The sequence below is a fragment of the Streptomyces sp. NH27 genome (assembly GCF_056859195.1).
In genome coordinates, this window is record NZ_JACEGK010000198.1 from 1 (window position 1) to 13,074 (window position 13,074).

Annotated in this window: 9 protein-coding genes and 1 riboswitch; of the genes, 7 read left to right on the forward strand and 2 right to left on the reverse strand. The window is 73.5% G+C overall.

Annotated elements, in window-relative coordinates:
- Positions 1-50 precede the first annotated feature (50 nt).
- A complete protein-coding gene (locus AC13HU_RS17765; RefSeq protein ID WP_483042859.1) occupies positions 51-2,366 on the reverse strand; it encodes an asparagine synthase-related protein in 2,316 nt (771 codons plus the stop codon).
- A gap of 867 nt (positions 2,367-3,233) precedes the next feature.
- Between AC13HU_RS17765 and AC13HU_RS17770 the strand changes: the two genes are divergently transcribed.
- From AC13HU_RS17770 to AC13HU_RS17795, 6 genes are all read left to right on the forward strand, one after another.
- Complete coding sequence (locus tag AC13HU_RS17770) at positions 3,234-4,649, forward strand: NsdA family TPR-like regulatory protein (RefSeq protein WP_483042860.1); 1,416 nt, start codon at positions 3,234-3,236, stop codon at positions 4,647-4,649.
- 251 nt (positions 4,650-4,900) lie between these two features.
- Positions 4,901-5,668, forward strand: coding sequence for a tRNA (guanosine(46)-N7)-methyltransferase TrmB (gene trmB / locus AC13HU_RS17775; protein ID WP_483042861.1), 768 nt, complete (start codon positions 4,901-4,903; stop codon positions 5,666-5,668).
- 65 nt (positions 5,669-5,733) lie between these two features.
- Positions 5,734-7,218 (forward strand): PrsW family intramembrane metalloprotease, encoded by a 1,485-nt coding sequence (locus AC13HU_RS17780; protein WP_483042862.1) that lies wholly within the window; start codon positions 5,734-5,736, stop codon positions 7,216-7,218.
- A 508-nt stretch (positions 7,219-7,726) separates the two neighbouring features.
- A complete protein-coding gene (locus tag AC13HU_RS17785; protein ID WP_483042863.1) occupies positions 7,727-8,530 on the forward strand; it encodes a LuxR C-terminal-related transcriptional regulator in 804 nt (267 codons plus the stop codon).
- 204 nt (positions 8,531-8,734) lie between these two features.
- A complete protein-coding gene (locus AC13HU_RS17790; protein ID WP_483042864.1) occupies positions 8,735-9,754 on the forward strand; it encodes a helix-turn-helix transcriptional regulator in 1,020 nt (339 codons plus the stop codon).
- Positions 9,751-10,743: an MBL fold metallo-hydrolase gene (locus AC13HU_RS17795; RefSeq protein ID WP_483042865.1), complete on the forward strand. Its 993-nt coding sequence runs from the start codon at positions 9,751-9,753 to the stop codon at positions 10,741-10,743. The genes AC13HU_RS17790 and AC13HU_RS17795 overlap by 4 nt, the downstream gene beginning before the upstream one ends.
- 64 nt (positions 10,744-10,807) lie before the next feature.
- Here AC13HU_RS17795 and AC13HU_RS17800 read toward each other — a convergent pair whose 3' ends face one another.
- A complete protein-coding gene (locus AC13HU_RS17800; RefSeq protein ID WP_483042866.1) occupies positions 10,808-11,932 on the reverse strand; it encodes a M23 family metallopeptidase in 1,125 nt (374 codons plus the stop codon).
- Positions 11,933-11,944: 12 nt separating this feature from the next.
- Positions 11,945-12,082: riboswitch (cyclic di-AMP (ydaO/yuaA leader) on the reverse strand.
- Between the two features lie 390 nt (positions 12,083-12,472).
- On the opposite strand from AC13HU_RS17800, the gene AC13HU_RS17805 reads away from it, so the two are divergent.
- Positions 12,473-13,074 (forward strand): N-acetylmuramoyl-L-alanine amidase (locus AC13HU_RS17805; protein ID WP_483042867.1); only part of this gene is annotated, 602 nt, incomplete at its 3' end.

The following is a 13,074-nucleotide window of genomic DNA, read 5'->3' on the forward strand; positions in this document are numbered from 1 at the left end:
GGCCGACACCGCCCACGCCCCACCTCGCGCGCCCCCGGCCGGACCCGCGCTCACAAGGTGAGCCGCTGGACTCCCCCGGCCAGCGCGCGCTGCTCGGGCGCGTCCGTCCCCGTCCAGCACGAGCCGCGGCGCCCGAGCAGCCGGCGCACCCACAGTTCCGTGGCCACGAGCTCGCCGAGCCGTTCCAACGCGAGCACCTCACCGCTGCCCGCGGCGGAAGAAGATCCCGCGCCGGAACTCGAAGCCGAGGCCGCCGCCCGGAACGCCCCGCGCAGCACCCTCGCGTCGACCAGCCCCGCGTCCGCGAGCAGCGGCGCCTCGAAGAGGTCCATCAGCGGGTCGAGCGCGGCGCGCAGCCCGATCCGGGCCGCCGAAGACCCCGCCGCCCCGGGCGACCCGCTGCCCCAGCCCGGCGGCAACCCGTGCACGCCCGCACCGGACAGCGCCACCCGCAGCACCTCCGCGCGCGCCCCCGGCCGGACCCGCAACGCGTTCGGCAGCGCCTGGCACGCGCGCACCACCTGGTTGTCGAGGAACGGCGCGTGCAGCCGCTGGCTCGGTACGGTCGCGGCCTGCTCCAGCACCCGGTAGTCCGCGGCGTGCCGGGCCAGCGCGGCGCGGGCGCGCCGTTCGCCGGGCCGTTCCAGCGGCCAGGGCCGGTGCGCCGCGTCCTGGAGCCGAACCGATACTTCGGCCAGTGCTTCCCCGGTCAGCCAGCGCGCCGCCGGCCCGGAGCGCACCCAGACCATCGCCGCCAGCGACGCGGTGAGCGCGCCGCCGCCGGGCCCGTCCGGACCGCCGAGCCCGAAGTCCCGCCGCAGCAGCGCCGACGCGACGTCCTCGACGCCCTGCCGGTACGGCGTGCGGGCCAGCCGGCGCGCGGCGCGGTAGACGGTGAGCGGGACGGTCACGGAGGTGAGCGACCCGGTGAGGGTGCCGCCGCCGTCCGCCCGGGTGAGCGCGGCCACCGGACGCAGCAGGTGGCGGCGGCGCCGGTCCATCAACAGGTCGGCCAGCCGCGCCGGATGAGCGTCGAGTACCTGCCGGGCGCCGTAGCCGATCAGGTGGTCGGCGCCGCCCGCGGCCAGCCGGCGGCGGTGGCGTTCGGCGCTGACCAGCGCGGGGCCGGGCTCGTCGGTGAGCGCGCCGATCCCGCCGGAGCCGTCGGACCACCCGGTGACGAGGTCGGCGTAGGGCAGCGCCTCGGTGCCGCCGGGGACCACGATGTGCCGCAGCCGGGGGTCGGCGGCCATCTCCCGGGCCCGTTCGAGTTCGGCCGCCGAGCCGTGCGGGCCGTCCGCGCCGCCGGACCCGCCGACGAGGTCGTTGAAGGTGACCGCGAGCAGCCGCTCGCCGGCGAGCGACCCGGGCGCGCCGGGCAGGGTGCCGGGCATGCCGGGCAGCCCGGCCGCGAGCAGCGCCAGCGTGGAGGACGCGATGCCGCCGGACAGGTCCGCGCCGATGCCGGGTGCGGGGCCGACCCCGTCCAGGGCGCCGTCGGGCACGAAGCGCGGCTGCGCCAGCCGGGCCCGTACCGCGTCGAGCAGCGCGTCGCGTACGCCTTCCACGGCGGCCAACCCGTCTGCTGCGCTGGCCGGTTGGTGGCCGACGGCCAGCGACGCGGTGGGCTCGTAGCCGGTGATCTCGGGTGCGCCGTCGCGAAGGATCAGCGCATGGCCGGGCGGCACCCGGCGCACACCCAGGTACGGCGTCCCGTCGAGCAGGGCCTCGGGCGCGTCCGGGCAGGCGAGGGTGGCCGCGAGGTGGGTGACGTCGAGCCCGGCCTCGATCAGGTCGGCCAGCGGGAGTGCGGCCGTAGCGTACGCGGTGCCGTGCCGCCAGCGGGTGTGGAAGACCGGCAGCGCACCGGCGAGGTCGCCCAGCACCGTGATCCGGCGGCCGAGTTGGAGCACCGCGGTGTAGCTGCCCGGCCACGCGGTGACGTGCCGCAGCGCGCCGCCGCGGGCCGCGACCAGGCCGAGCCGCAGCTCCGCGTCGGTGGCCCCGCACCGCCCGAGTACGGCCAGCCGGGCCACGCCCTGCGAACTCCCGTACGAGGCAGCGCCGTACGCGCCCGCGCCGCCGTAGCCGTTCGCGGCACCGTACGCACCGCCGCCGTACGCACCGGCCCCGAAGCCGGACCCGGAGCCGTATCCCGCCGAACCGTTCGCCCTGGCACGCCCGTTGACGTTGGCGCCGGCGTCCGCGTGCACGACCCGTACCTCGTCAGGGCGCCAATCCCCCACCGCCCACAGCGGATCGGGGTCTCCCCACAGGAGCTGAGCGCCGACGGGCTGGAGTGCGCGGGACCGTGCGCCTGGCAACGGACCCGCAGTGGCACTGCTCCACCCCACCAACCACCGCATCGCCGCCTCCACAGGCTGTGGACAGCCGGCACGGCTCGGCTCCGCTGCTATTGCCGCTCGCCCCGCCGGGCCGCCACGTCTGACGTCCGAAAGACCATGCTGCCACGTGGAAGCGCGCAAGGAGGCGCATGGGTGTACCAACGCAGGCCGGGTCGCACACCCGGCCCGGGGACGAAACCCACCCGAACCGGCGTGCGCGTCAACCGGCGGCGGGCCGGCCGCGAAACGTCTGGTTCGCGCCAAAGTCCGTGGCACATGCCGCAGTTGATATGCCTCGACAGTGCCGGGCAAGTCGCCCGCGGTGATCGGCGACGGTCACGGAACGTATCCCGGACCCGCCACTCGCCCGGGAATCACCTTTACAGAATCGGCCACGGGGTCAACGGCCCGGGAGGCGTTCGGACGCCGCCCGGGCCGGTCCGCCACCCGCGGGGATTGTGGCAGCGGAACCCCCTGGCCCGCTCCACCCCGGCATAGCCGCCTGCCGGGGTCCACGGGCCGACCCATGGCACCATGCAAGCCCAACGGCGCAGCGCGGCACAGAGCGCACGGCCGGGCGCACGGCCACATATACCGGGAGCACACGCCGGATCGTGCGCGCATCGCACGCGGGGCGCCCGACGGCACCCATCCGTTTCCGGCCATCCGGCACGAGCCTCTTAACGGTCGGGATGCGGCGAACTACGCTGGGTGCATCCGGTTCGCACACCTAAGCGCGGCTCGGGTGTCCGGCACATGCACCGCACCGGCCGCAGCGCGGCTTTCGCGGTGGCTGAATCGGGCTCCAGGGGAGGGTCACCCCCGTACCCCATGACATCACCAGGCCGACTCGGCCTGCCCCCCAGCGGCATCACGAGGTGAACCGCAGTGAACAGAGAACACCGCGGGCCGAACGAGAAGCTCGGCACCCTTCTCGCCATGGCGGGCATCAGCAACGCCGGACTTGCCCGCCGGGTCAACGACCTCGGTGCGCAACGGGGTCTGACGCTGCGCTATGACAAGACGTCGGTGGCCCGCTGGGTCACCAAGGGCATGGTGCCGCAGGGCGCGGCGCCCCATCTGATAGCCGCCGCCATCGGCAGCAAGCTCGGCCGGCCCGTGCCGTTGCACGAGATAGGTCTGGCCGACGCCGACCCCGCGCCCGAGGTCGGCCTCGCCTTCCCGCGGGACGTCGGGGAGGCGGTGAAATCGGCCACCGATCTATGGCGACTCGATCTCGCCGGGCGGCGCGGCCCGGGCGGCAGTGGCATCTGGCAGAGCCTGGCCGGATCCTTCGCAGTGAGCGCTTACGTCACCCCCGCCTCCCGCTGGCTGATCACCCCGGCCGACGCCACCGTGGCCCGTGACGCTCCCGCCCCCGGCATGGCGCACGTCGGCCACACCGACGTCACCAAACTCCGTGAGGCCGCCGACGACGCGCGCCGCTGGGACTCCAAGTACGGGGGTGGCGACTGGCGTTCGGGCATGGTGCCGGAGTGCCTGCGGGTCGAGGCCGCGCCGCTGCTGCTCGGCTCCTACAGCGACGACGTCGGCCGCGCACTGTTCGGCGCCACCGCCGAACTCACCCGGCTGGCCGGCTGGATGGCCTTCGACACCGGTCAACAGGAGGCCGCACAGCGGTACTACATCCAGGCACTGCGGCTGGCCCGCGCCGCCGCCGATGTCCCGCTGGGCGGCTACGTCCTGGCGTCGATGTCCCTCCAGGCCACCTACCGCAACTTCTCCGACGAGGGCGTCGACCTCGCCCAGGCCGCCCTGGAGCGCAACCGCGGCCTGGCCACCGCCCGCACCATGAGCTTCTTCCACCTGGTCGAGGCCCGCGCGCACGCCAAGGCCGGCGAGGCCGCCGCGTGCGGCGCCGCACTGTCCGCCGCCGAGGCGCTGCTGGAACGCGCCCGCGCCGGCGACGCCGACCCGAGCTGGCTCGGCTTCTACTCCTACGACCGGCTCGCCGCCGACGCCGCCGAGTGCTACCGCGACCTGCGCATCCCGCGCCAGGTCCAGCGCTTCACCGAGCAGGCCCTGGCCCAGCCCACCGAGGAGTTCGTCCGCTCGCACGGCCTGCGCCTGGTGGTCTCCGCGGTCGCCGAACTGGAGTCCGGCAACCTCGACGCGTGCTGCGCCGCCGGCGTCAAGGCGGTCGAGGTGGCGGGCCGGATCTCCTCCGCCCGCACCACGGAGTACGTCCGCGACCTGCTGCACCGCCTGGAGCCCTACAACGACGACCCCCAGGTGCTCGATCTGCGCGAGCGCGCCCGTCCCCTCCTGGCGGCCCCGGCGTAGACGCGGCGGCGGCACAGTAGCGACACAGCGGCCCGGCGGCACAGCGGTCCGACATGGACGGACAACGGCGCGCTGGCGACACAGCGGCCCGGCGTAGACGCGGCAACGGCAGCGGCATCCGCCCGGGCCGACCGGTGACCCGCGTCACGGCCGGTGGCCCGCGTCACGGGCGTGACCTGCGTTACTCCCGCGTCCCGCCCGTCCCTCGTCGCGCCACCGCCCCGCGTCGCCCCCGTAGAATCGACGGCATTGTGTCGACGCCGTCCTCCACCCCCGCCCCCGCTTCCGCCGTGAAGTTCCCGTCCGGGCCCGCTCCCGATCCGGCCGGTTCGCGCGGCGAGCACCGCATCCGCAGCTTCCACGCGCGGCGTGGCCGGCTCACCCGGGCGCAGGCGGCGGCGATCGACCGGCACTGGGCGCGCTGGGGAGTGGAGCTGGACGGCTCCCCGCTGGACCCGGCCGGGCTGTTCCCCGCCGCCGCGGACGGCGGCCGCCGCCCGGTCGTCGTCGAGATCGGCTTCGGCATGGGCGACGCCACCGCCGCGATGGCCGCCGCCGACCCCGCGACCGGCATCCTCGCGGTGGACGTGCACACCCCCGGCCAGGGCAATCTGCTGGCGCTGGCCGACCGCGCCGGGCTGGCGAACATACGGGTGGCCAACGGCGACGCGATCGTGCTGCTGCGCGACATGCTGGCGCCCACCTCGCTGGACGGGTTGCGGGTGTACTTCCCCGACCCGTGGCCGAAGGCCAAACATCACAAACGGCGGCTGATCCAGCCGGAGTTCCTGGCCCTGGTCACCCCGCTGCTGCGGCCCGGCGCCGTGGTGCACTGCGCCACCGACTGGGAGCCGTACGCGGAGCAGATGCTGGAGGTGCTGGCCGCCGCGCCGGGCCTGGCGAACCGGCACGGCGACGGGTTCGCGCCACGCCCGGACTCCCGCCCGATGACGAAGTTCGAACGGGCCGGGCTGGCGAAGGGCCACGTGGTGCGCGACCTGCTGTTCGTACGTACCTGAGCCCGTGCCGGAGCCGGGTTGTCCCGTACTCTCGCGCGGCGCCGTCCCGCCCCCGTACTGTCGTCATGGTGACGACGTTTTCGTACCCTTCCGCGCCTGACTCCCCTGCCGGGGACGACGCGACACGGGAGCCCACCACGGTGCACTACGGGCCGCGGCGCGCCTTCTGGGAGAGCCGGGCGGTGCGGACGGGTGCGCTGTTCACCGCGCTCGCGGTGTGCGGAGTGGTGATCCTGGCGGTGCTGCGGCACCACATCGGCACCGAGCCGTTCCTGGTGGGCATGGCGCTGGCGCTGCTGCCGGTGCCGCTGATCGTCTGGGCGTACCTGTGGTTCGACCACGTGGCGCCCAGCCCCTGGCAGAACATCGTCTTCGCCTTCTCCTGGGGCGCGTGTGCCGCCACGCTGGTGGCGATCTTCGCCAACGAGTACGGCGCGAAGCTGCTCGCCTCGGCGTTCTCCGCGACGCAGACGCAGTCCGACCAGTGGGGTGCGACGTTCGTCGCACCGCTGGTCGAGGAGACCGCCAAGGGCAGCGCGCTGCTGCTGCTGTTCCTCTTCCGGCGCCGCCACATCGAGTCGCTGCTCGACGGGATCGTGCTCGCCGGGCTGACCGCGACCGGCTTCGCCTTCACCGAGAACATCCTCTACCTCGGCACCGCCTTCGACCAGGACAAGGCGCTGGGCGGCGACGGGATCGGCACCACCGTGGCGACGTTCATCGTCCGGGTGCTGATGACGCCGTTCGCGCACCCGCTGTTCACGTCGATGACCGGGATCGGCTTCGCGCTGGCGGCCACGATACGGCCGGGGGTGCGCTGGCGCTGGCGGTGGGTGCCGCCGGTCTGCGGCTGGCTGATGGCGATGGTGCTGCACGGCTCGTGGAACGGCAGTTCCGAGCTGTCCCCGATCGGCTTCCTGACGACGTACGTGTCGGTGATGGTGCCGGTGTTCGGGCTGGTGGTGTGGCTGGCGTTCTGGGCCCGTTCCCACGAGTTGCGCACGATCCGCCGCCACCTGCCGCCGTACGCCGCCGCGGGCTGGCTGGCGGTGGGCGAGCCGAACGCGCTGGGCACCATGCGGATACGCGCGGAGGCCAAGCACGAGGCGAAGCGGCTGGTGGGTGAGCAGGCCGCTCGGGCGGTGCGCGATTACATCGCGTTCGCCACCCACCTCGCGTTCCTGCGCGCGGCCGCCGAACGCGGCGCCCCCGAGGCCGACTTCGCGGCGCGCGAGGCCGAACTCCTCTCCCACCTGTGGCACCGCAGGGCGCTGGCGCAGCCGGCGTTGGCCCACGCGGTGGCGCTGGACCGGCCGACGGTCCGGCCGTGGCCGCCGCGGATTCCGCCGCCGCGCGTCCAGCAGTGGGGGCCGCCCGCGCAGTTCCCCACGTGGCCGCGGACCCCGCAACAGCCGTACGGTCCGCCGCAGCAGCCGCAGACCCCGGCGGGAACGTACCCTCCGCAGCCGTACGGTCCGCCGCAGTCGCACGTCCCTCCGCAGCCGTACGGCCCTCCGCAGCCGACGCGTCACATGCCGAAGCACCTCTAGTCGGTCCGGCCCTACATGCGGGGCGGGTACGGCCGTACGACCCCGGTCGCTTGACGCCAACTCACTTGGCCACGCGCGGAGTTGGGACGTAGGGGACACTTTGGGCGCAGGGGGCGCCACTTGACGCACGAGGCGCACGACTTCGCGCGCCATACATACCATTTCACCCCCGAAACGCCCTTTCGGGGGATTGATTTCCTGGACGGATTCGGCCTGGAAATCCAGTGATGCTGCTGTAACACTCTGTGCCGGGCGGGTCGTTATCGGCCCAGGGGGCTCGTACGCGTCGGGGGACGCCGATCGCGGCACGCGCGGCGAGCCGGGAGGTCGGTCCGGCGATGAAGTCCGAGCAACCGGTGAGCGTGCCGAAGGAAGTACCGCACGCTGCCCCGAATCTCGGCTACAGGCGGGGGGCGCAGGGATGAGCACGGGAACGGGAACCGGAGCGAGCACGGGCACGGGTGCGGGCCGGGGGTCCGGCGGGCGGCCCGATGGACGGCAGGTCACGGTGGACCAGTTCACCGGGCCGCACGCCAGGGAGTTGGTGCTGCGGGAAATGGCGGCCGCGGTGCGCGAGTCCGCGGACACCCTCCACCAGGACCCGCCGCCGCTGGACCGGGCCGAGTTGGAGTGGCGGTTGGAGGCCGACGCGGCGCTGGCCCGGCGCGGCGTCCGGGTCCGGGCGGTATACCCGCGCGCGGCGCTCGGCGAACCCGTCCGCGCACGCTTCTTGCAGGAGTTGTCCGACGCGGGCGTCATCGTCCGGGTGATGGACCATGTCGCGCACGACATGCTGATCTTCGACCGGCGCACCGTCTGCCTGCCGTCGGGCGAGCGGCCCGCGCCGCGCGCTTCGTACGGCCCGGCACATCAGGCCGGCCGGGCCGACGACGTACTCGACCCGCTCCGCTCCCCCGACGCGTATAACGCATATGCCGCGCATGACGCATTTTGTGAGCCCAACTCTCCTGATCCGAGTGGCCCTTCACTGCTGCGTGTGCGCGGCTCCGCCCTGGTCGGCTCCTTCACCGCGATCCACGAGTCGTACTGGCAGCGCGCCACTCCGTTGCCGCTCGCCGGGGCCCGGTTGCGGCACACGGCGCTCGGCGAGTTGGAGCGGGCGGTGATCCGGCTGATGACCAACGGCTACGGGGACGACCGGATCGCCCGCAAACTCCGCATCGAGCGGCGGGCGGTGGAGGATGTGATGGCTGCCCTGATGGAACGCCTGGGCGCCGGGAGCCGTTTCGAGGTCGGGTACAAACTCGCCCGCGCACTCGATCCGTCGGAGCTGTCGCCCGGGCACGAATGACGGGGCGCGAGCGGCCCGGCTTCACGAGCGGCCGGGCGTCGCAAGTCGCCGCACCGGCGGGGGCGTTGTCACGGCCTTCCGCGGGTCGTGGGCGGCCGGGGCGGCCGGGCGCCGGTGCAGCGGGCCGCCGACGTCACCGTGCCGGGCGTCGCGGGGCGTCGAGCGGGGTGTCGAGTCGGTGAACTCATCGAGAGGGAAACGCCATTGAGTGATCGTCAAGCCATGCGGACGCTGCTCGCCCGGGCCCGCTCCCGGCAGAACCCGGCCGCGCTCGGGCTGGCGCCGCGCGCCGAGCCGCGCGGCCGCAAGGTCAACGGCCTGACCCACGAGCACATGACGCGGCTGCTCGGCTGGCCCGAGCACAAGTACGGGTACGTGGAGCGCGGCAGGCTCGCCATCATCGACACCGAACTCCTCGAACCGATCGCCCGGATACTGCGCCTGACCGAACAGGAGTGGGAGGCGCTGGTGTTCTACGCGACCGGCGCGCCGCCCGCCTTCCCGCTCGACCCGCGGGTCGGCCGGTCCGTCCCCCGGCCGTGGCGGCGGGTGCTGGCCGGCAGCCGGGAGATGGCGTACGTCAGCGACGCGGCATGGGACCTGGTCGCGTACAACTCGGCGTTCACCCGGCTGTTCACGCCGGACGACGTGCCGGGCAACGTGATGCGGTGGATGCTGCTCCACCCGGCGGCCCGGGTCACCCTCGCCGACTGGGAGAACAGCTGGCTGCCGCTGCTGGTACCGCAGTTGCGGGCCGCGGCCACCGCGCGCCCGACCGACCCGACGCTTTTGCGGCTGCTCGCCGACATACGGCGCGACCCGGTGGTGGGACCGCGCTACGACGCCCCGACCACGGAGTACCTCCAGCCGCGGGCCGAGGGCGCCCGGCCACTGCTGCACCCCGAACTCGGCCCCGGCTGGGCGACGATGTGCGCGGCGGGACCGTTCGGGGTGCCGGGTGGCCGGCTGATGTTCGTGCTCTTCGACCGGGGGGAGCGGCCGCCGCCGCAGGAGCCGATGCACGCCCCCGCGACCGGGCCGGTGGACCTCGATCCCGTCCATGTCCACGTCCCCGGTCCTGACCCTGATCCCAGTCCTGATCCGGGTTCCGATCCCGGCCCCCGTTCCGATCCTGACGCCGATCCCGGCCTCGCCGCCGTACCCGCCGACGGCAACCCCCGCGATCCCCTTCCGCCACAAGACCAGCAGACTGGGACGACATGAGCATCGAACCACCTCGCCACCTGCGGACGTTGACGCCCGCGGTCCACGCATGGCTGCCCGACGGACACGACACCTGGGGCCTGGCCAACTGCATCCTGATCACCGGCCAAGGCAACGCGCTGCTGGTCGACACCCCCTACACCACGGACCTGACCCGCCATCTCGTCCACCTGGCCGCAGACGTGCTGCCGCCCGGCACCGAGATCACGACGGTCGTCAACACCCATGGCAACGGCGACCATTCGTACGGCAACGGGGTGTTCACGGCGGCCGGTGCGGAGGTGGTCAGCACCGAGACCAACACCGAGCACCTGTGCAAGGAGCCGAGCCCGGCCCAACTCGCCCACCTCGTGGCGGACAGCGACCCGAACACGCCACTGGGCGCCTACGTCAAACGGCACTTCGGCCGCTACGGCGACTTCGGGGTGAGCGAGGCCGTGCCACCGACCCGAACCTTCAACGGTCGGCTCGACCTCGAAGTCGGCGGTGTAGCGGTCGAGTTGATCGAGGTCGGACCCGCGCACACGGTCGGCGACCTCATCGTCAACCTGCCCGGCGAGGGCGTGGTCTGCTCCGGCGACGTCGTCTTCTGCGACGACCACCCGGTGCACTGGGCCGGGCCGCTCGACGAAGTACACCGGGCGGTCCAGCGCGTCCTCGCCTGCGACCCGCGCATCATCGTCCCCGGCCACGGTCCCGTCATGACGCCCGCGGATGTCGCCGCCCACGCGGACTACCTGCTCCGGACCCGTGACCGTATCCACGCCGCCCACGCGGCCGGCCGCTCGCTCGCCCAGGCCGCCGCCGAGCTGATCGCCGCCGAGCGGAACCCCCGTTGGGGACTCACCGAACGGCTCGCCATCCTCACCGCCATCGAGTACCGCGCCCTCGGCGACGACTCGGCCCCGGTCGACCTGATCTCCCTGGTCGACCTCGCCGCCCACCACGCGGAACCAGCCCCGCAGACCGCCAAGTCGCCCGCCCTGTAACGCACTTCCCAGCGCCCCGATCAGGGGCGCTGGGAACACCCGGGCAAACTTGCCGGGAGGGGCACTAAATGTTGACGTCGTGCGCGCGCAGCCAGGGCAGCGGGTCCACGGGGGCGGCGCCGCCGGGGCGGACCTCCAAGTGGAGGTGCGGCGCGGGTACGTTACCCGTCGCGCCGACGCGGCCGATCGTGTCGCCGGTGGTGACCTGGCCGTCGGTGACGACCATGGTCGACAGGTGGCAGTACCTCAACTCGGTGCCGTCTTCGAGGGTGAGGACGACCCGGTAGCCGTCGCTGCCTGCCCAGCCCGCGGAGGTGACGGTGCCGCCGTGCACGGCGTGCACGGGAGTGCCGGTCGGCGCGGTGAAGTCCTGCCCGTTGTGCAGGTTGGCCCAGGGGTCGGTCTCACCGAAGCCCGCGCCGAGCGCGGCGCAGGCGACCGGCTTGATGTAGGAGGCGGCCAGCCGGGCGAGGCGCTCGGCCTCGGCGCGGGCCGCCGCGGCGGCTTCCTCGCGGACCTTCTCCTCGGCTGCGGCCTTCGCCGCCGCGACCCGCTCGCGCACCTTGCGCTCGGCGGCCTCCCGGGCCGCCTGCTCGGCCGCCGCCTTCTCAACTGCTTCGCGCTCGACGCGTGCTGCGGCCTCGCGCTGGGCGGCGACCTGGCCGAGGATGCGGGCGCACAGTGCCGCGCCGGGGTCGGCGGGGGCGGTCTCGGCGGGTGCGACGTCCTGGCCGGACACGACATCCTCGACGGACACGATGTCCTGGACGAACCCGGCGGTCACCGCGGCCTCGGGCTCCACAACGGGCTGCGGCAGCAGGGTCGTTGCCTCGGCCGTCGCGGGAGCGGTCGGCTCGGCCGGTGCGGGGGCCGGCGCCGTGGGAACGGTCAGCGCCGTGGGGTCGTACGTCGGCAGGCCGGCGAGCGCGGCGCCGCCCGGTGCTGCGTCCGGCAGCGGGAACGGCGCGGGGCGCGCTGCGGGCTCGACGGCGGGTGCGGGGGCCAGACCGGCGGCTCCGGCACCGGCGAACGCCGCGAACGCGGGGGCGCGGGCGGCCAGCGCGGCGGAAGTGCCGTTCGCGGCAAGGGCGTTGGCCCGCTGACGCGGAAGTCGGAAGTCGTCCCGATCCTGGGCGGCGATGTCGCCGTCAGGCCGGGCAGGAGCATAGGCAAGCTGGTCGGACGCCACGACGGGCGCTCTCCTTTCCTTCCCTCTCGCCTACCGGGTTAGCTGACGGGTTCGGAGGAAGAAGGTCTCCTACGGGCCTGACTACTGCCCGATTCACCCCATTTTCACGGGTCCCCGGTTCCCGCGGACGGGATTCGGCAAGCGCGCGGTCCGCCGTCCTGGCGGCGGCGGTGACGACCGCGCTGCGTTATCGAACGTTAATAGAGCCGGAGGCGTTTTCCAAGCCGAATCAGAGAGTTGGGCATGGGAACAAAACGCGCAGGGTATAGAGAGAGTAGGCAAATCGGTCAGGCGATGTGGCCGGGCAGTGATGTGAGCGTGCATCAGTCGTTATCCGAACGGGGGCATTGTGACTACGTTGCGTGAGTGGACGAACTCGGCGCGCAGGCGACTGCGAGGAGTCGTGCGGCGAGTTCGCCAATGGCATGGACCTCTGCCATTGCGCGAACCGCTTGGCATGCCAAGGACTCGGGCCCCACGATGGGCGAGCCCGTTCTTGTCATGGACTCGACCACATCGCGACCTCTCAGGGAGCCCGCCATGGAACGCCCCAGCAGCCCCCGAATCCCCCACACCCGCCGCTCCTTGCTGCGCGGCGGTCTCGCGCTGGGCGCCGCCGCGGGCGCCGCGTTCGCCGGCGAGCTGTGGACCGGCAGCGGCCGGGCCTCGGCGGCCGCCACCGTCGACTACCCAGGCGCCACCTGGGCACCGGCCAGCACCGCCAACTACACGGCGTCCAACCGCCCGACCACCTACGCGATCAACATGGTCGTCATCCACGTCACCCAGGAGACCTTCGCCGACACCATCACCCTCTTCCAGGACCCCGCCCACGCCGCCACGGCGCACTACGTGGTGCGGTCCGCCGACGGTGCCATCGACCAGTGCGTCCGCGAGCATGACGTGGCCTGGCATGCCGGCAACTGGGACTACAACACCCGCAGCATCGGCATCGAGCACGAAGGCTGGGTCGACGACGCGTCCTGGTTCACCGACGCGATGTATCACTCCTCAGCCGCCCTCACCGCCGAGATCTGCGACAAGTACGGCATCCCGAAGGACCGTCAGCACATTATCGGCCATGTTGAGGTACCAGGCACCGACCACACCGACCCGGGCCCGAACTGGGACTGGGTGCGGTA